Raw genomic sequence first — 20112 nt, 5'->3', positions numbered from 1 at the left:
ATATCATTGATATAATGCTTCTGATTGTCAAGTGTTAAGTTAAATACACAATTTGTTAATTTGCAATAATAATTGATGTAGCTGATAGGTAAGTACGAAAGCAATTTCCACACGAAAGTAGTGTTGATGGTGATGGCGCATTAGTTTAGTTATTCACATTTCAATCACACGCCACATCAAATATAACATATGGATTTCTAGTATCACGCTTTCCTGATAACTTCATATCATTAACGAGCTGCAGCTAAGTCTATAGAAACAGTTACAATACAAAAACTCCATTCTTAAGGCAAGCTTTTCAGCTTTAATCCTATGACAGCCTTTTATCTAGAGTATCTGCTTCTGCATTTACGATATTTTCTATATTTTCTATATGAAGATTCACTTTCGTTTAACTAATTTTAACTTTATTTTGCCATACAAAATCGTTGCAAACCTTGCACATCAATAGTGGTAACTTAGGTCTAAATGCTACCTTGCTACATCTAATATAGCTACTGTTTCAGCAGCGTCATGTCGCACTTTTTCATAGTCAAACAATCATATATATAACTTCAGCACTTCAGCTTTAAAGTATTAAATTATGTTATTTAATACTTTTTTAAGCTAGCAGGGTGATATTTCTCTATTACATGCTTCAACCTTTCTGGCTGTACATGAGTATAAATCTGAGTAGAACTAATATCAACATGCCCTAGCAGCTCTTGAATAACCTTTAAATCTGCTCCACCTTCAAGCAAATGACTTGCAAAGCTATGCCGCAATATATGCGGAGAAACATTATCAGGTGAAAGCCCAGCATTGATGGCAGCATTTTTAAGTAGTATAGCAAAATTTTGCCGAGTCATATATCCTTGCTTAGCTTTTGATGGAAAAAGATAAACACTATTCTTAGCATTTTTGAATGGAGAAAAAAAATCTCGATAAGGCAAATATCTAGATATTACATCTCCAGTAAGATCATTCATAATAACTAATCTCTCCTTATTCCCTTTTCCTAAAATTACAAAATGATTCTTGATTTTACCTGTATTATGATCAAATTTTAAGTCAGTAATTTTCACACTAACTAATTCTGATACTCGAAGACCAGTAGAATATAGCAAGCAAATCATCGCTAATGTACGTATACCCTCAGCAGTAGTATCTTTGAAACAATAATCAATTAGCATTTTTATTTCTTTAATAGATAATATTTTTGGCAATTTTGTGCTATAACGTGGCACTTCAATATTAGTCACTAAGTCAGGTTGAACTACATTTTCTGTTAACAAAAACAAATAGTATTGCCTTAGAGTAGATATTTTACGTGCAATAGATCTAAAACTAAGATTTTTACTGAGAAGATGCTGAATAAAAGAATCAATATCCTTTGTAGTAACAGCCAATGAGCTTTGTAGCTGTATACTTTTAAGAAAATCACTAAAGTCTTGCAGATCACGCTTATATGCCAATAAAGAATTAGCTGAAACATTTTTCTCAGCTAAAACAGTCTCAAGGAATTGTTCTAAGAAGTCCATAATTTTTTTATACTTAACTTGATTAATCTGTCTATTAATATTATCAGATAGACTAGTCACAAGCAAGCAATGGAGGCCAGGGCCGGAATCGAACCGGCGGTAGAGGATTTGCAGTCCACGGCATTAACCACTTTGCTACCTAGCCATAAATTTCTTTAGCAATATTTATAAAGAATATTGACAATAAAAACAATATTTTTCTCAATAGATTTTATGATAAAATAGTTATATAATACACTTTTTATTTAGACAATTACTCATAAATAAGTTTAGTAATTGTAGTATTTATAATAAAATAAGCGTTAATAAAAATTCATAATAACCTAAAAATCTTAACAATAAATGTTAACTTTATTAAAAAAATATATCGTAGCAATATTATGCAGTATATTGCTAACTTGTAGTTTCTCATGTAGCGCCATTGATATTAATACAGCATTAACCAATGCTTATAAAAATTCTGTTAAATTTAAGCTATTGCAAGATGAATTTCTACAACAAGCAAATCAGTACCAAAAAATTTATACATCCTTTATCCCTGAAGTACACATATCAGTAGCATCTAGTGAAAGATATCATAACACCAGCAATAGTTGGTTTCCTAACAATAATTGGTTATCTGAAACCAACAATTTAAATCGTATGCAATCTCTTAATGCGTTCAATCCAAGAGCTGAATTAACAATTTCCCACAACTTATTTAATGGCGGACAGGACCTAATCAGGCTTAAAGCTATTAAGCAAAAATCTTATACTGCAAAGGAGAAATTTTATAATGATGAACAAGAATTAATATATGAAGGTATTGAAACCTACCTAAACTATTATTCTTTTCTTGAAACATCTAAACTATATGAAGCAAAGGTGCAGTATTTTCAAAAAATGCTTGAAATAGAAAACCAGAAGCTAGCTTTAGGTGAAAGTACAAGTGTTAGTGTAGCTAATGCACAAGTTCAATTATCAAAAGCTTTATCTGAACACATAGCAGGCATTACTGCAGTACAAAACCTAGAAAAAAAATTCTACAATTTTTTTGGTATACTACCTAGCAATATAGAATTGCCAAGGATATCCAATGATTTAGAAAAAAGCGAAACTGCATTAATGAACTCAGCTCTAAATAACAGTTTTGTGCTTAACTACTATAAGAATCAAATATTAGAACAGCAATTAAAAGTCAAGTTTTGTAGAGCAGCTGTTTTACCTAAAATAAATGCACAATTTTCAGTAATTAGCCCTTTGCCTTTTCAGCCAGAACATAGCACTGCGACTTTTGCAGTTGAAATGAGAATACCGATATTCAATCATAATACAGCATTTTTGGATTCTAGAACTGAAATAAGAGCTCTTAATATGCTGATAAGTCAGTATAAAGATAAATTAGAACAAATTAAGATGTCTGTAGTATCGGAATGGAAACAATACAATTCCATAAAACAACAAATTGAATACTCCGACGACTATGTTAAATTTGCTACTATTGCTTTATCAGCAACTCAACATGAATATGAGTTAGGCAATATACGTATTACAGATTTATTAAAAGCTCAAAATAACTTCTATGATTCTAAAATTGAAAATATTAAAGTTAATGTTGCTCTTTTAAAGCACATGTATAAAATAAAACAGTTAACTAATAAATTAACTGCTAAATCATTAAATTTAAATGTTAAGTACTTTATTCCAGAGCAAAAGCAGAAATTTAAAAAAATACTTTAAACTACTCTTTAAGTTTAATAAAATTCTAAAGTAGCAAGAGGAGAATGTTTATGACTAAACTCCATAAAGAAAATGAAGATTATAATGAACATACTAATCAGTCAATTGAAGAAATTTTAAACTCTATTAAAAATACAATTAATCATGATATAGTTAATACCGATTCTTTAAACAACAACAATGCAATAGATAATAATGAAGATGATGATGATATTTTGGTATTAACTGAGATAATCAGTATACCTAATCAAAATAAGCAAGTTAATATTAATACATCTCAACTTAGTAGTAGTAATATAGTTAAAAACAACCTACCTAATATCACTGCAGATGTAGTTAATTTAATTCCTGAATCTACTTCTACTAAAATTGAATCAAAAGAACAAAAATCACCAAAGAAAATACATAACAATATTAATAGGCAGAATCAAAATACTTCTATCTGTAGCAATCAAACTATAGAAGATATAGTAATAGAATTACTAAAGCCAAAACTATCTGAATGGCTTGATAATCACCTATCTGATTTAGTAAAATCTATTGTTGAACCTATTGTTGCAAAAGAAGTAAGGCAGCAATTATCTAAGACTAATCAATCAAACAAGCAAAGAAATTAAAATGTTAGTTAAAAGCAAATTAATATGTTTAATTACTATTTTATTATTAAATTTAATAGCTGCAAGTAGCGCTACCGCATCTAACTTAATCACTACTCTCCCTGCCATTCCAGCAATATCTTTGCCTAGTGATACCAATAATCCAGACTTAAGTAATAGCATGAATAATAGCTGGTGGAATAAAATAAAATCTTTTTTTGGTTTTAATGTTGAAAGTGAGCAAAATAAATTAGAAGCTAATAACGTACAGAATATTGAACATAGTTTTAATAATGATTTTCCAAGCAATAACGAAAAACTAGAAAGCAATCAATTGAATACAAAATCGCATAATTTTATTACACTTGATAACAATAGCTTACCTAGATTACACGATGATGATAATACTGATATCGAACTTGCAGAGCTACCAGACATACTCAAAGCAACTCAAATGCAAGATACTAATAATATGCAAACAAAATTAAATATTAATCAAACACAAGAACTATACTCTCAAATTAATAGAGATGACTCTCAAAAGCAAGATTATACCTCATTAAGTCAAGTTCACCAAACTCAAATTATTAAATCGCATAAACCGAAAATTAACAATACTAATAATCTGACTGCTTTACTAAAGTTGCCTATACCTACTCAATCGTTAAGAGAGCAACATCATAATATGCAATCTAGAACTCAAGATTTTTCAAACAAATACGAAGTTATTAATAATCTTAACCAACTAGAAAATACTCAAAGTGAGTTAGAGCAGCAAATCCAAACTACTAATCAAGATAGTAAAGTTTCATTAAGCCTTAATTTTGAAGAATACAAAGAAAAAAATATTGATACCTCAAATTCTTTATCATTGATAAGCAATCAACAAGAAACTATTAACAGTGCAATAACTTTAAAACAGCAACCCGAACTATCATTAACAACAACATTAAACGAAAATAATGCTGATAATAATAATTCTAGCAATACAGAACCTAATTCAGATGTTACTGATATTGATTTAACTCATAATCCTGATAAAAACTCTATTTCACTTGTTGATAATTATGCTAATCAAGCATTAACTAATGATACCAGTTCTACTAACAATGATACTAGTGATACTAGTGATACTGATGATACTGCGTCTGCTTCTATCTCAGCTTCTAACATTAACAGTGATGCTATTCAATTACCAACTAACGATAACTCTAGCACTGCTAATACTGATAATATTTCTACCATATTAAAAACAGATGATGCTAACATCAATAACATTAACTTAGACATTAAAGATAACAATCAAGATATCGAAACTTCTATGATTTCTGAATTAGAAAATCATGAAACAAATACAAATATATTTGATATTAATGAATTCACTATAAATACCAACAATGATACTAACAACTCACAAAACGAAACTTTAGAGCAACAAGCTGAGCCATCATCAACATCAATACAAACTACAGATTCTAATCAGGCTAATATAGATAATTCTACTCAAATGCACAATAATTATGACGCAACAAGCTCTAACTCTAACGCTAAATCACAAATAGATACTACGAAAACTAAAATTGATATTAAACCTAGAGATAGTGTTGAGTTAAGTATGTTTCTTGATCGTGAATTAATAATATTAACAACAGAAAATGATGATATTGAGTTAGGACAACTTACTGACAAAGCTAAATTAAAGTTAATAGATGATTGGAAGTATATTAAGCTAATCGAAAAGGAAATAAATTATAGAAAAGAAGCAAGCAAAAGACAAGCAGTTAATAATATAATTCAGTACCATCGTATGAAAACCAAAAAAATGCAAGATTTAACTCAAAAGGATGCCTATATATCTAAATGCTATAAGTGATAATGATATATCTTGCCATTTTTAAATAATAAATTACAAATAATGCTTAATACCAGCAGCTTTTTTCATGCTAATATACTTTCTTTATTTCCAGAAATGTTTCCCGGTCCTTTGCAATATTCATTAGCTGGAAAAGCATTAAAGAAAAATATATGGTCATATAAAGCTATTAATATTAAAGATTTTGGTCTCACAAAACACAAAAAAGTTGATGATGAACCTTATGGTGGAGGTTATGGTCTAGTTATGAGAGCTGATGTTCTTGAGAAAGCAATTGATTATGCATTAAATACTTATACTAACTTAAATACTAAGCCTTATCTTTATTATATGTCTCCTAGAGGGAACATTATAAATCAAAATTTGATTAAGGAAATTATTAAGCAAAAAAATATAATTATTATCTGCGGAAGATTTGAAGGAATTGACGAGAGAGTAATAGAAAAGTATAATGTGTCAGAAATTAGTTTAGGAAATTTTGTTTTATCTGGAGGAGAAATAGCAGCATTAGCTTTACTTGATAGTTGTATAAGGCTACTTCCTGGCGTTATAGCAAATCAAAATACATTACTAGAGGAATCATTTAATACAATTAATGAAGGTAATGTGACTTTGCTTGAATATCCGCTATATACTAGACCAGCAGTGTGGTGTAATCTTAAAGTACCAGAAGTCTTACTTTCTGGTGATCATAAGAAAATAAAGGAATGGCGATTAAATCAATCTATTAAAATCACAAAACAAAGACGCCCTCATTTTATTATCGATAATACATATGAGTACAAAAATTCAAGGAGTACAAAATGAATTTAATTAAGCAATTTGAACAAGAACAAATAAAAAAACTAACTCAAGGTAAAAGCATTCCTAATTTTAGACCTGGAGATACTGTAAAAGTCAACTTAAGAATTATTGAAGGAGCGAATGAAAGAATTCAAGCTTATCAAGGAGTTGTTATTGCTCGAGCTAATCGTTCAATATCTTCATCATTTACAGTTAGAAAAATTAGTCATGGCAAAGGTATAGAAAGAAAATTTATGCTTTACTCTCCACTAATTAGCAGCATAGAGTTAATCAAGAAAGGAGTAGTAAGACGAGCTAAACTATATTATTTAAGAAATCTACAAGGCAGAAAAGCTAAAATTAGAGAAAAAATCTTTTCAAAAGATAATCAATAAAGAATTATTAGCCTTATGATGCTAACATGAGTGTATTGTCTTATTCTACAAAAGCCTCGCCTATCCATAATCAAAGTTTAGCAGGATTAGTAGAAAGAGTAACTTTTCATAATACTGACAATGGATTTTGTATCATTAAAGTTAAAGTCAATCATAAGAAAGACTTAATAACAGTAATTGGCAACAGTGCAACTATTTCATCCGGACAGCATATTGAAGCTAGCGGCATATGGGTTAATGATAAAGAATATGGCCTGCAGTTTAAAGCTTATACATTAAAAGTTTCAGTACCAACAAGTATAGAGGGTATAGAAAAATATTTAGCATCTGGATTGATTAAAGGCATTGGTCCGATATATGCTAAAAAATTAGTCCAAACATTTGGCTTAGATGTTCTTACAGTTATTGAAAATCAAGATCCAGCATTAAAAAAGGTGCCAGGAATAGGTCCAATTCGTGCTAAAAAAATTTGGGAAAGTTGGAATAGTCAGAAAATTATAAGTGATATAATGCTGTTTATTCATAACTATAATATTGGCGCTAGTAAAGCTGTTAAAATATATAAGGCTTATGGAGCAGAAGCAATAAATATTATCAAATCTAATCCCTATCAATTAGTATCAGATATTAAAGGCATAGGGTTTAAAAGTGCAGATAACATTGCAAAAGCTATTGGTATTCCAGAAAATTCAATGATGAGAGCGCGAGCTGGGCTAAATTATGCCTTAGTTACAGCCATGGGTAATGGCAGTTGTGGTATGCCAACTGATAAGCTAATTAATCTATGTCATGAGTTGTTAAATATTGATGTTAGCATTATAATTGATGCACTATCCTTTGAAATCAATGAACGAAATGTTGCTGTTGAAAACATAAATGGTGAAGAATGTATATTTCTTAAGGGATTAGCTTATGCTGAGCTTAAAATAGCAGAATTATTAGTCCATATTAGTAAAGGTAAACTAGCATGGAATCCAATCAGCAGCAATAAAATAACAGAATACATAAGCAATGCAAACATCAAACTATCACCTAGTCAGCAAGATGCTCTTAATCAAGCTTTGAAGTCTAAAGTAATGATTATTACTGGAGGACCTGGAGTTGGTAAAACTACTTTAATCAATTCCATAATTAATATTCTAAAAAGTGAAGGAGTTGTAATATTGCTTGCTGCTCCAACTGGCAGAGCAGCAAAGAGGTTAAGCGAAGCTACTCAACATCCTGCTCATACTATTCATCGTTTAGTATATAGTCGTCCAGGACAAGATGTACGAACAATTACAAAACTCAAATGTCAGTTATTAATATTAGATGAAATGTCAATGGTTGATGTTACAACAATGTATGCAGCAATAAGCGCACTGCCAAGCACTGCTGCTCTCTTTTTAGTTGGGGATATTGATCAACTGCCATCAGTAGGACCAGGTCAGGTTTTTAGTGATTTAATTAAGTCTCAAAAATTCCCTATAGTAACATTAACAGAAATTTTTAGGCAAAATAATCAAAGTAGCATTATTAGCAATGCCCATAGAATTAATAACGGATTTTTTCCAATTTTACAATCTAGCCAAAACTCAAATAATGATTTTTATTTTATTAATAGTGATACACCAGAGGATGCTATTGATAAAATAACTGAATTAGTTCAGGTACGCCTACCAAAAAAATTTTCTATTTCTCCATTCACAGATATACAAATATTATCTCCAATAACCAGAGGAATCGTAGGAACAAAGAATCTCAATTCAGTATTACAAAAAGTACTATTACCAAGTAACTCAGCAAATGATGAATTACTTATTTGGGGCAATATTTTTAAAATTGGTGATAAGGTTATGCAAGTAGTTAATAATTATGACAAAGATATATATAACGGTGACATAGGAATTATTAATACAATTGATCATGAAAACCAAAATATAGTAATAAATTTTGATGGTAATAAAATAAGCTATGACTTTGATGAGATTGATGAAATAGTACTTGCTTATGCTATTACTATTCATAAGTCACAAGGTGGAGAATATCACACTGTAATTATTCCATTAATGATGCAACATTATCCTATGCTACAACGAAAGTTAATTTATACTGCTATTACCAGAGCAAAAAAGTTAGTTATTGTCGTTGGTCAAAAAAAAGCATTAAATATTGCTATTAAAAAAAATATAGCAGAACTAAGGTATTCTATGCTCAAGAAAAAATTAATGGATATAACTTAGGCAATGTTAACAAATTTTTAACTTGTTATTTACCTAGCAAAATTTCTGTTTTTTACAAACTAGAATGTAGCAATATCAGAGTATTATATCTGATTACCAATGATTTAAGCTTAGAATATATACATTTCCATTCGCTATGAAAAAAATAGTGAAGTATCTAACTGGTATTAATATACTATAGTCTATAATATATTAACTTTATGAGCTAATGTAATGTTAAACTTTTATTTTAATAATGCTAATTATTTATGGATAAATAATGAATTTGTAGAGTGGAAAACAGCTAACGTGCATTTAATGACACACAGTTTACACTACGCTAGTTCAGTATTTGAAGGTATTAGAACATATAATAGCAAAGCTTTTAAACTAGAAGAACATATTGATCGTCTATTTGATTCAGCTCAACAATTAATGATACCAGTAAAGTATAGTAAATCTGATATTATTATAGCATGTAAAGCCTTAATAGAGAAAAATAATCTTACTAATGCTTATATTAGGCCACTAATATGGAAAGGGGCTGAATCATCAAGATTAATATCTTCATTGTTATCTACTAATGTTATGCTAGCAGGCTGGGAAATACCTAAGCGGATACAGCAACCTATGAATTTATGTTTTAGTAACTGGATTAATATTCCTCCACAAACTATTCCAATTCAGTGTAAATCTGGAGGACGTTATACTACAATGATAATTAGCAAAACAGAAAGTAAGAATCAGGGATTTGATGATGCTATTCTATTAGATTGGCGTGGTTATATTTCTGAAGCTACTACATCTAATATTTTTTTTGTTGCTCATGATAAAATTATTACACCAATAGCAGATGCTTGTTTGAATGGTATTACTAGGCAAACAGTATTGGCGATTGCTAAAAAGTTAGGTATAATAGCTGAGGAACAATATATTAAGCCTGAATTTTTAATAGATTATCAAGCGTGTTTTTTAGTTGGAACATCTATTGAAATTAGAGAAGTAAATGTAATTAATTTTACTGCACTTAAAAATCATAATCTGCAAGTTGAAAAGATTTATGATCTTGATAATTCAGTTACTAGTGTTATAAAAAACTATTATAATAAGTTAGTTAATGACGAAGAAGATATTTAATGGACTAATTACTGCTTTAGTTACTCCTTTTAAAGATGCCACAAAGCAGATTGATTTTGATGCATTAGAGAAATTATTAGATTTACAAATTAACGCTCAAGTTGATGGAATTTTGGTTGCAGGTTCTACTGGAGAAAGTTTATCATTAAGTTATGAGGAATATATCAGTTTAATAAGTTTTACAATCAAGTATGTTAATGGTAGAACATTAGTGATTGCTGGGTGTTGCGCTTCTGATATTGATAAAGCTGTAATGATGGTTAAAGAATGTGAAAGATTAGCAGTACAAGGAATAATGTGTGTTACACCATTTTATAGCAGGCCTAGCCAAGAAGGGTTACGTCAATACTTTAAAACTATTCATGATGCATGTAATTTGCCAATTATGCTTTATACAGTTCCAAGTAGAACTGGAGTTGATTTGAATGATGAAACAGTAATAAAGTTAGCAAAATTTGATAGGATAGTAGCAATCAAAGACGCTACTGGCAATCTAGAAGCACCATTAAGAATAAGGTCTAAGTTAGATATCGATAAGGAATTTGCTTTTCTATGTGGAGTTGATTCACTAGCATTAGGGTTTAATGCACAAGGTGGAAGTGGCTTAGTATCAGTAACTGCAAATGTTGCTCCTTTTGAGAGTAAAGAAATACAGTTACTATGGAATCATGGTAAAACTGAAGAAGCTTTTCAGTTACACATGAAGCTAATGCCTATTTATAGCGCTATATCTATTGAAACTAATCCAGTTCCAGTAAAATATGCAGCGTCATTACGCAAATTGTGTACTCCTGAAGTAAGATTACCATTATGCCAGTTAATGCCATCTAGCATCAAATTAGTAAACGAAGTTTTTAGTGAGGTTGTAATAAGGTAGTTATGGAGAATTATTGTAAAATAGTTGCTCAAAATAGAAAAGCTAAGTTTAATTACTTTATTCAAGATAAAATGGAAGCAGGAATAGTTTTACAGGGTAGTGAATTAAAATCTATAAGGAGCGGAAAAGTAAGTATTGAAGATAGTTATGCTGCTGAGAGTAGCAATGAAATATTTCTCTACAATTCTTATATAGGAGAATATAAACAGGCGAATAGATTTAATCATGTTCCTCGTAGAGTAAGGAAGCTGTTGCTTCATAGAAAAGAAATACAAAAGATTATTGGAAAACTTAGTGTCCAAGGATGTACATTAGTGGCACTATCCATTTACTTTAATAGCAAAAACAAGGTAAAAGTTGAGCTTGGATTAGCTAAGGGAAAAAAACAATATGATAAGCGTTATGCTATTAAAGAACAAGAATGGAAGAAACAACAAGCAAGAATAATGAGAAATAAGTTTTAGTGGATGAAAAAAAGTTTAAAATGATAATTGATCCTGATTACTTAATTGAAAGAAAGTATTATAAAAGCCAATTAAAAAAGTGGAAGATTCTTACTTTGTTGTTAATTACTGCTATAGTAGTGCTGTTTATTTTTCGAAATCGAGTAGGATATAGTCCATCATTAGCTACAGGTGATTATATTGCCAATATTCAAATTGATGATCTTATATATGATGATATAAAACTAAACAATTTATTACATCAAATTAAAAATGATGATAAAGCTAAAGCTTTAATATTACATATAGATTCACCAGGCGGTACAGTAGCAGGCTCAGAAAAAATATATGGTATATTAAGATCGATTAGTAATAGCAAGCCTGTAGTTGCAGTATTAGGAACTGTCGCAGCCTCAGGTGGATATCTGGTTGCATTAGCAGCAGATTATATTATTGCGCAAAAATCTACAGTAACTGGCTCTATAGGTATTGTGCATTTTTCTCCTGAAATTACTGAATTTGGAGAAAAAATTGGAATAAAATTTCATACCTTTAAGTCTGGTGAGTTAAAAGCAGCACCTAGTTTAACTGAAAAAGTTACACCAGCAGTTCATGAGGCCACTATGACGCTAATAAATGATATGTATGATTTTTTTGTTGAACTAGTAGCAGAGCGTAGACAAATGAGTCCAGAACAAGTATTAAAAGTTGCTGATGGCAAAGCATATACTGGTCGTCAAGCTTTATCTTTGAACTTAATTGATGCATTAGGTACTACAGAGGATGCTTTAAGTTGGTTGCAACAGGAAAAAAAGCTTTCTCTTGATCTTAGAGTAATAGAATTACACACACAAAATAAGCTAGCTGGCTATATTAAGTTACTTCAAAATAACATGCACAAATTGTTTTTTGGTAGTAAAATAAATGGTGTAATGGCATTGTATTGTTAAGTTATTAATTATGTGTAGCGATAAGAATATTACAGCTACAGCCTTAGTAAGGCCTAGCTGGTTAAGAGTTAAAGCTCCTTTTTCTGATGAGTATCAAAGTACTAATGAGCTTATCAAGAGCTTAAAGTTAAATACTGTATGTAAGGAGGCAGCATGTCCTAATATTGGTGAATGCTGGTCTAAAAAGCATGCAACGGTTATGATTCTTGGTTCCATTTGTACTAGAGCTTGCGCATTTTGTAATGTTAGTACAGGAAAACCAGAACAAGTAGATGAATATGAGCCATATAGGCTATCTGAAGCAGTAATGAAATTAGGTCTTAAGCATGTAGTAATTACTTCTGTAGATAGGGACGATCTTAGTGATGGAGGAGCTAGTCACTTTGCTAAGTGTATAACTTATATTAGGGAAAGATCTCCTACTACTTCAATAGAGGTACTAACGCCAGATTTTTTACGTAAACATGAAGCTTGGAAGATAGTTGCAAAAGCGCGGCCAGATGTATATAATCATAACATTGAAACTGTACCATCGCTATATTTAAAAGTCAGACCTGGAGCTCGTTATTATAACTCATTAAATTTACTACATCAGGTTAAGATATTTGATAGTAGTATTTTTACTAAATCTGGTATTATGGTGGGTTTAGGAGAAACTAAACATGAAGTACTACAAGTAATGGATGATTTAAGAGCTGCCGAAGTAGATTTTTTAACTATTGGTCAATATTTACGTCCTAGTGCTCGACATATAGATGTAGGCCGATACGTTACGCCTGATGAGTTTGATTATTATGCCAAAGTTGCTAGGTCTAAGGGGTTTTTAATGGTTTCTGCAAGCCCTCTAACTCGGTCTTCATATCATGCTGGAGAACATTTTGAAAAATTAAAACAAATGAGGCTACAAAATATAATATAAAAAATTTTATATTACAAAAATAATGCTGTTTTTTAATAAATCTAAGCTTCTACCTTATAGTGCTAAAAACCTTTACCAACTTGTGCTTGATATTGAATCTTATCCTCAATTTATACCATATTGTTCAGCAGCAGAAATAGTGAAAAAAAATCATGAATTAATTGTTGCTGATTTGACAGTAAAATTCGGGTTATATTATGATAAATATCGCTCTCTAGTAATGCCGCAATGCAATGGCAAAGATTACAGTATTATAGTTAAGTCTACTGAAGGGCCAATATTATATTTGAGTAATATATGGAAATTTCAATTTCAGGAGCAAAATACTTTGGTAACTTTAGACTTGAAGTTTACTCTTAAGTCTATAATTTTGGAAAAAATTTTAAAGCTAGTAGCTGATGATGTTGCATGTAAAACAATGACAGCTTTTGAAAATATGGCAAAGCAAATATATGGTAAGACTTTCTAAGGAAAAAATTTTCGAAGGAAATAGTAAAATTATTTATAGAATTGATGAGCATACTTTGATACAGTTTTTTAAAGATGATATGAGAATTAATGCAGAAAAAGTAATTCAAGTATCTGGTAAAGGAGTTTTGAATAATGTAATATCTAATTATATTTTCAAAAGAGTTAGTATGGTAGGTATTAATCACCATTTAATACAGAAAATAAATATGAGAGAGCAGCTTATTTACACTCTTAATATTATTCCAGTTAAAGTATGCATCACTAATATTGCTTCTGGTAGATATGTTAGTCAATTTGGCATTGAAGATGGTTACGTATTTGATACTCCTATTATTGATTTTATGGTAAAACATGGAGCTAATAATTATCCAATTATTAATGAAGATCAAATGATAAAATTTAACTGGGTAGATTATTATGAATTAAAAAATATAAAAACGTTAGCATTAAAATTATACACTTTTTTAGTTGGAATGTTTGCTAGCATTAATATTAGATTGGTAGAGTGTCAATTAGAGTTTGGGCGAATTAATAATTTAAGTGGAGATATCATTTTACTAGCAGATGAAATTACTCCTGATACTTGTAAGTTATGGGATCTGCAAAGTAATTGTAAATTAGGCTACGAGCGTGCATGTGCTGAACTAGATAACGCAATTATGTTTTATAAAGAAATAATTAAAAGATTTAATTTAGATGAATATAGTATAGAATGAACAATTTAGGTAAGTATCAGGATATATTATTATTCGAAAACTATCTCCAATAATACTATCTTTAAATTGCACCTTAGATTTATTCTATCATTTTCACCAATTACTTTAAACGCCAGATTAGGATAAGTGGAAATATGAAATGTAGAGAATAAAAGGTATACAAAGATAGAATGTTGAGTTGTAAAAAAAATTTAAATAAATAAGGAATAACACAACATGAAAAAATGTATTATAACAGTATACTAGACCTCTTTCGAAACTGGTTAAGGTAGTTCAAAATTATAAATACCAGAGATCAAATTAAAACTAAGACCGAATCTTTTACGTCTATTTCGATATTTATCAGCAATAATTTTGAACTACCTTAACCAGTTTCGAAAGAGGTCTACTATTTAATAGACAATTTTTGCAAGATATACCAAGAGTTGGAGAGAAAGAGATTAATACCAAGTAGTAATCAAAGGAACAGAGATGGGAAGTTGTCCTTAGCTGAGTTATTAACAATAGCGATATATTTTTGTTTATCTCAATGCAAGGAATTTAAAAATTATTATCTATATTACTTGAGTCATAAGTATAAAGGATACTTTTGTTTACCAAGCTATAGTAGAATAATACAACTGTGGCCTAGAATATTGCTACCGCTAGCTGTATTAATGCATTATCTGAAAGGAGAAGAGACTGGTATATATTACATCGATTCTACAAAGTTAGCAATTTGTCATAATAAACGTACCTCCAGCAATAGAGTTTTCAACAGAATTTCTAAAATTGGTAAGAGTAGTTATAGCTGGTTCTTAGGCTTTAAGCTACATATTATAATCAATAATAAAGGCGAAATAATGTCAGTTAAAATTACCAAAGGCAATAAAAGCCACCTATCTATAGCTTCAGTAGACCTCTTTCGAAACTGGTTAAGGTAGTTTAAAATTATAAATGCCAGAGATCAAATTAAAACTAAGACCGAATCTTTTACGTCCATTTCGATATTTATCAGCAATAATTTTGAACTACCTTAACCAGTTTCGAAAGAGGTCTAGTTATTTCTAAAGTCTTATCTGGTAAATTGTTTGGTGATAAAGCTTACATATCTAAAGAGTTATTTCATCAACTGCTGACTAATGGTTTACGTTTATTTACTAATCTTCGTAAAGATATGAAAACATATTTATTGGACATACAAGATAATCTGTTATTAAATAAACGTTCTTTAATTGAGTCTGTCTTTAATGTACTAAAAAAACATATGCATTTAGAGCATACTAGACACCGTTCTCCTCTTAATTTTTTGTTCATATAATTGCTTCTCTTGCTAGTTATTCTATCTTTAAACTTAATCCCTATCTTATCTCTTCTTCTTCTCCCGACTCCTTATCCTAAATTGACGTTTATAATATTGATTTTTTCATGTTGGGTTATTTTATTTTTATTTAAATTTTCTTTATAACTCAACATTATCTCTTTGTATACCTTTTATTCACTACTTTTCATATTTTTCCTTATCATGTTCTGTGGTTTAGAGTAACTAGACATATCTCTTCTATTAATTTTGGTTCATATATAGTCATTTATAATGAAGTTTGAGCATAGAAAAAGCGACAATAGCATCTAAGATTTACCAACATGATATTTTATACGCAAACTTCATTGTAAATGACTATAGTTGCTTCTCTTGTCAGTTATTTTATCTATCTCTAAACTTAATTTTACCATCATCTCTTTTTCTTATATTGCATTATCTTAATCTATAGTTCAGAATGTTTATTATATTTCTCATTTTGAACAGTTAGTATTATAGCGTAAGTTTTATGAGTTAATTTTAGGCAAATTTTGTTAGTACTATACTAACATTAGTACTGCCAAAGCCAAACGAGTTGCTAAGTATATGATTTATTTTGCATTCTTGAGGTATATTTGGTACTAAGTTAATATCTTTAGCTTCTTCTATAGGATTATCAAGATTTAATGTTGCTGGTATAACTTGATTTTGTAATGCTAGAGCTGAAAATATTATTTCAACGCTGCCGCTAGCACCAAGTAAATGACCTGTAGAAGATTTAGTTGATGAAATAGCAACTTTAGAATTTTCTTTTAGAATGAGGTTTTTAATGGCTTTTAATTCTATTAAGTCTCCCTTTTCTGTAGAGGGAGCATGAGCATTAATATAATTAATATCTCCAATATGAATTTTAGAAGTTTTAATTGCTTTTAACATTGCTATTTTGCTACCTATTCCTTCTGGGTGTGGTGAGGTAATATGATATGCATCGCTGCTTAGTCCATATCCAGTCAATTCGGCATATATTTTTGCTCTGCGCTTTTTGGCATGTTCTAGCTCCTCTAGAACTACTACTCCTGCTCCTTCAGACATTATAAAACCGTTACGATCTTTGTCCCAGGGTCTACAAGCGGCTTTTGGATTATCGTTATATTTTGTGCTTAAAGCTTTAATTGCGTTAAATCCAGCCATGCTAATATCTGTGATAGCTGCTTCTGCGCCTCCTGCAATCATAACATTGGCTTCATTGCATTTTATCATACGTGCTGCATCAGTGATTGCATGTGCTCCTGTAGCGCATGCTGAGTTAACTGATTGATTTGGCCCTCGAAAGCCATACATTATAGAAATATGTCCTGATATCAAATTTGATAGGATTGATGGAATAAAATAAGTACTTATTTTATTATTAATATAGAGATTGATCACATTATCGGCTGTTGCTTGAATTCCTCCAAGGCCAGTTCCAATAATGACTCCTGTATTTTCTTTTATTTTTTCATTATTATTAAGATCAATTCCACTATCTTCTATAGCTTCTTGAGCAGCAATAATTCCATATTGAATGAAAATGTCTTTTTTTTTATCTGTTGAGTCAACTAGTAATTCATGCCCTCTAATGCTATAAATTTTTAGTGTACTATCATGTAAGACTAGACCAGCAATTTTACACTTTAGATTAGAAGTGTCAAATCTATGAATTCGTGTAATGCCACTTTTGCATTTTATAAGATTTTCCCATGAGCTTTTAGCATTGACACCTAAAGGAGTTACCATGCCTATTCCAGTAATAACTACTCGCCTGTTAGCCATTGATATTTACTTAAGTTGAAATTTTGTTAGGTTAAATAATGTTTATAAGCCTTTAGATGGTTTAAGAAATTTAATTTTAAAATTAAATTTTATTTTGTTAAAGCTTTTTTATAAGGGAGTATATATTCTACTATATCTTTTATCGTTATTAATTTAGAAGTTACTTCATCTGGTATGGAATGCCTAAATTTATCTTCAATGGCTAACATTACTTCAGTCTGATCAAGGCTATCAAGTCCTAAATCTGAGAGAGCGGTATCATTGGAAATTATAGATTTATCCTTTATTTTGGCTATATTAGCTATGATATCAATAATTTCATTTTGTATTTCAGATTTTAATGCAACGTCCTGATCTGAATTGCAAGAATCTTCTTTTTTTTCTAAAGTTGCTGTATTATTTTTATTCAATGAACAAGAACCATGCGCATGTAATAATGTATGCGATAACTCATCAGTTTTTTTATTTTTGTCCATAAATATAACACCTAAAAATTTTATTAAAGAAACAATTGTGCATTACTAAAAGTATTTTACTTTAGTAAAATTAATATTCTTTTACCATACTTTATGAATTAATGCTACTAAAATTCTTATTTCATACCATAACCATGCCGCCATTTACATGTAAAGTTTGTCCAGAAATATATGCTGCTTGGCTACTAGCTAAGAATGCTGCAGCAGTTGCGATATCGTTTGGATTTCCAAATCTATTTACTGGAATTTTAGATAGTATAGTATTTTTTTGTTGTTCATTAAGCAGATTTGTCATATTGGATATAATAAATCCTGGTGCAATAACATTAACAGTTATATTTCGACTTGCTACTTCTAATGCTAATGCTTTACTCATTCCAATAATGCCAGCTTTAGATGCACAATAATTTGATTGGCCTTGGTTTCCACTAATGGCTACAACTGAAGAGATATTTATTATTCTGCCATATCGATTTTTAATCATTTTTTTTATTGCAGCTTTATTTAAAATGAATGTAGCTGTTAGATTTGTAGAGATCACTGTTTCAAATTTTGCAACTTCCATTTTAATTGCTAATTGATCATTAGTAATGCCAGCGCAACATATTAGTACATTAAGTTTTGGTATTTCTTCAATCATATTATTGCAATCTTGATAGTCTAAGATATTACATTTGCGAACAATGCATCTTTCTGTTAAATCTGCTTTTAATTTAGCAAGTTTTTCTTCTTTAGTTCCGGAAATTATTACTGTAGCTCCTAGTTGATGAAATAACTGACTACATGCTCTTCCTATGCTACCTGATGCTCCTGTAATAAGTACGTGTTGGTTAGTAAAATTTAACACTTCGTCTTTTCTTCTGTTACTATAGATATATTATCTAGATTAGCTTCATGTTCATTTTCATTAGTGATAACTAGGCTATTTTGTATAATATCAGATTTTTGTCTGATTTGTTGTTCAAGTTCTAGAGCAATTGAAGGATGTTCTCTAAGATATTGTTTAGCGTTTTCTCTACCTTGGCCAATTTTATGATCTTTATAAGAAAACCATGCGCCTGCTTTTTCAATAATACCTAACTTAACTCCTAAATCTATTAGTTCTCCTTCTTTTGAAATGCCTAATCCATATATGATATCAAAATCAACCACTTTAAAAGGTGGAGCAAGTTTATTTTTAACAATTTTAACTTTTGTTTGATAACCAATAACTTCTTCTTTATCTTTAATAGGACTAACTTTTCTGATTTCCATTCTAATGGATGCATAAAACTTTAAAGCGTTTCCTCCAGTTGTAGTTTCTGGGCTGCCAAACATAATACCGATTTTCATTCTAATTTGATTGATGAAAATGATGGTACAATTAGTTTTTGAGACTGAGGCAACGAGCTTTCGTAAGGCTTGGCTCATTAATCTAGCTTGTAGCCCTATATTGTGGTCTCCTATTTCTCCTTCTAGTTCTGCTTTTGGTACTAAAGCAGCAACGCTATCTACAACTATTAATCCAACTGCTCCTGATCTAACTAATGTATCAGCAATTTCTAAAGCTTGTTCGCCAGTATCAGGCTGTGATATAATTAGACTATTAATATTTACACCCAATCTTTGAGCGTATTGTAGATCTAATGCATGCTCGGCATCAATATAAACGCAACTCTCTCCTCCTTTTTGACACTCAGCTACAGCATGAAGTGCTACTGTTGTTTTTCCTGAAGCTTCAGGTCCATAGATTTCGCTGACTCTTCCTTTAGGGAATCCTCCTATTCCTAAGGCTGTATCTATGCATACCGATCCACTGGAGATAACTTGTGCTTTGCCTATAGGTCGTTGATTGCATCTCATGATTGAGCCTTTGCCATGAGTTTTATTAATTATACTGAGTACATCATCTAATGTGTGTTCTTTATACATGATATTTCCTGATTTTTAAAAATAATAAATTTTA

18 protein-coding genes, 1 tRNA gene and 4 pseudogenes are annotated in these 20112 nt (G+C 30.2%); 15 read left to right on the top strand and 8 right to left on the bottom strand.

All coding sequences use genetic code 11. The features are described from left to right. Positions 1–590: 590 nt before the first annotated feature. Together OTBS_RS01900 and OTBS_RS01895 are read right to left on the bottom strand one after the other, a co-directional pair. Positions 591–1520: a site-specific tyrosine recombinase XerD gene (locus tag OTBS_RS01900; RefSeq protein ID WP_011944461.1), complete on the bottom strand. Its 930-nt coding sequence runs from the start codon at positions 1518–1520 to the stop codon at positions 591–593. Positions 1521–1590: 70 nt separating this feature from the next. Continuing rightward, positions 1591–1665, bottom strand: a tRNA-Cys gene (locus OTBS_RS01895). Between the two features lie 197 nt (positions 1666–1862). Between OTBS_RS01895 and OTBS_RS01890 the strand changes: the two genes are divergently transcribed. The 13 genes from OTBS_RS01890 (at position 1863) to OTBS_RS01830 (ending at position 14600) form a co-directional block, all read left to right on the top strand. Next, positions 1863–3239 carry a TolC family protein gene (locus OTBS_RS01890; RefSeq protein WP_011944460.1) on the top strand — a complete coding sequence of 459 codons (1377 nt, stop codon included), beginning with the start codon at positions 1863–1865 and terminating at the stop codon, positions 3237–3239. A gap of 44 nt (positions 3240–3283) precedes the next feature. After that, complete coding sequence (locus OTBS_RS01885) at positions 3284–3856, top strand: DUF2497 domain-containing protein (RefSeq protein ID WP_041621114.1); 573 nt, start codon at positions 3284–3286, stop codon at positions 3854–3856. 1 nt (position 3857) lies between these two features. Then, positions 3858–5708 (top strand): hypothetical protein, encoded by a 1851-nt coding sequence (locus OTBS_RS01880; protein ID WP_011944458.1) that lies wholly within the window; start codon positions 3858–3860, stop codon positions 5706–5708. A 42-nt stretch (positions 5709–5750) separates the two neighbouring features. Next, complete coding sequence (gene trmD, locus OTBS_RS01875) at positions 5751–6515, top strand: tRNA (guanosine(37)-N1)-methyltransferase TrmD (protein ID WP_041621431.1); 765 nt, start codon at positions 5751–5753, stop codon at positions 6513–6515. Beyond that, positions 6512–6886, top strand: a complete 375-nt coding sequence (rplS, locus tag OTBS_RS01870; RefSeq protein WP_011944456.1) for a 50S ribosomal protein L19 — start codon at positions 6512–6514, stop codon at positions 6884–6886. The genes trmD and rplS overlap by 4 nt, the downstream gene beginning before the upstream one ends. 26 nt (positions 6887–6912) lie before the next feature. Beyond that, on the top strand, positions 6913–9108 hold the full coding sequence (locus OTBS_RS01865) for an ATP-dependent RecD-like DNA helicase (RefSeq protein WP_011944455.1): 2196 nt from the start codon (positions 6913–6915) through the stop codon (positions 9106–9108). Between the two features lie 213 nt (positions 9109–9321). Further along, entirely contained in the window at positions 9322–10224 is a 903-nt protein-coding gene (locus tag OTBS_RS01860; RefSeq protein ID WP_011944454.1) for an aminotransferase class IV, read from the top strand. Then, the gene (dapA, locus tag OTBS_RS01855) at positions 10205–11101 is read left to right on the top strand and encodes a 4-hydroxy-tetrahydrodipicolinate synthase (RefSeq protein ID WP_011944453.1); all 897 of its coding nucleotides are present in this window, start codon (positions 10205–10207) and stop codon (positions 11099–11101) included. The genes OTBS_RS01860 and dapA overlap by 20 nt, the downstream gene beginning before the upstream one ends. Before the next feature lie 2 nt (positions 11102–11103). Beyond that, positions 11104–11565 (top strand): SsrA-binding protein SmpB, encoded by a 462-nt coding sequence (smpB, locus tag OTBS_RS01850; RefSeq protein WP_011944452.1) that lies wholly within the window; start codon positions 11104–11106, stop codon positions 11563–11565. Beyond that, complete coding sequence (gene sppA, locus OTBS_RS01845) at positions 11565–12494, top strand: signal peptide peptidase SppA (protein ID WP_232488850.1); 930 nt, start codon at positions 11565–11567, stop codon at positions 12492–12494. Before smpB ends, sppA begins: the two co-directional genes overlap by 1 nt. 10 nt (positions 12495–12504) lie before the next feature. Then, positions 12505–13413, top strand: coding sequence for a lipoyl synthase (lipA, locus tag OTBS_RS01840; protein ID WP_011944450.1), 909 nt, complete (start codon positions 12505–12507; stop codon positions 13411–13413). Between the two features lie 22 nt (positions 13414–13435). Next, positions 13436–13882: a type II toxin-antitoxin system RatA family toxin gene (locus OTBS_RS01835; protein WP_011944449.1), complete on the top strand. Its 447-nt coding sequence runs from the start codon at positions 13436–13438 to the stop codon at positions 13880–13882. Beyond that, complete coding sequence (locus OTBS_RS01830; RefSeq protein ID WP_011944448.1) at positions 13842–14600, top strand: phosphoribosylaminoimidazolesuccinocarboxamide synthase; 759 nt, start codon at positions 13842–13844, stop codon at positions 14598–14600. Before OTBS_RS01835 ends, OTBS_RS01830 begins: the two co-directional genes overlap by 41 nt. A gap of 263 nt (positions 14601–14863) precedes the next feature. Here OTBS_RS01830 and OTBS_RS13785 read toward each other — a convergent pair. Then, positions 14864–14959, bottom strand: a pseudogene (locus OTBS_RS13785) (IS5/IS1182 family transposase); the annotation flags it as partial. Positions 14960–15043: 84 nt separating this feature from the next. Here OTBS_RS13785 and OTBS_RS17460 point away from each other — a divergent pair. Then, positions 15044–15493: pseudogene (locus tag OTBS_RS17460) on the top strand (transposase); the annotation flags it as partial. A 21-nt stretch (positions 15494–15514) separates the two neighbouring features. On the opposite strand, the pseudogene OTBS_RS17455 reads toward OTBS_RS17460, so the two are convergent. After that, a pseudogene (locus tag OTBS_RS17455) lies at positions 15515–15610 on the bottom strand (IS5/IS1182 family transposase); the annotation flags it as partial. A gap of 29 nt (positions 15611–15639) precedes the next feature. Here OTBS_RS17455 and OTBS_RS17450 point away from each other — a divergent pair. Then, positions 15640–15980: pseudogene (locus OTBS_RS17450) on the top strand (transposase); the annotation flags it as partial. Positions 15981–16419: 439 nt separating this feature from the next. Here OTBS_RS17450 and fabF read toward each other — a convergent pair. The 4 genes from fabF to recA form a co-directional block, all read right to left on the bottom strand. After that, positions 16420–17691 (bottom strand): beta-ketoacyl-ACP synthase II, encoded by a 1272-nt coding sequence (gene fabF / locus OTBS_RS01815; protein ID WP_011944447.1) that lies wholly within the window; start codon positions 17689–17691, stop codon positions 16420–16422. 89 nt (positions 17692–17780) lie between these two features. Next, a complete protein-coding gene (locus tag OTBS_RS01810) occupies positions 17781–18167 on the bottom strand; it encodes an acyl carrier protein (protein WP_011944446.1) in 387 nt (128 codons plus the stop codon). 121 nt (positions 18168–18288) lie between these two features. Continuing rightward, on the bottom strand, positions 18289–19014 hold the full coding sequence (gene fabG / locus OTBS_RS01805) for a 3-oxoacyl-ACP reductase FabG (RefSeq protein ID WP_011944445.1): 726 nt from the start codon (positions 19012–19014) through the stop codon (positions 18289–18291). After that, positions 19008–20078: a recombinase RecA gene (gene recA / locus OTBS_RS01800; RefSeq protein ID WP_011944444.1), complete on the bottom strand. Its 1071-nt coding sequence runs from the start codon at positions 20076–20078 to the stop codon at positions 19008–19010. The genes fabG and recA overlap by 7 nt, the downstream gene beginning before the upstream one ends. Positions 20079–20112: the final 34 nt, after the last annotated feature.

The organism is Orientia tsutsugamushi str. Boryong (genome assembly GCF_000063545.1).
Lineage (GTDB): Bacteria > Pseudomonadota > Alphaproteobacteria > Rickettsiales > Rickettsiaceae > Orientia > Orientia tsutsugamushi_C.
Note: the sequence above shows the minus strand (reverse complement) of the source record. Positions and strands in the feature narration are given on the sequence as shown.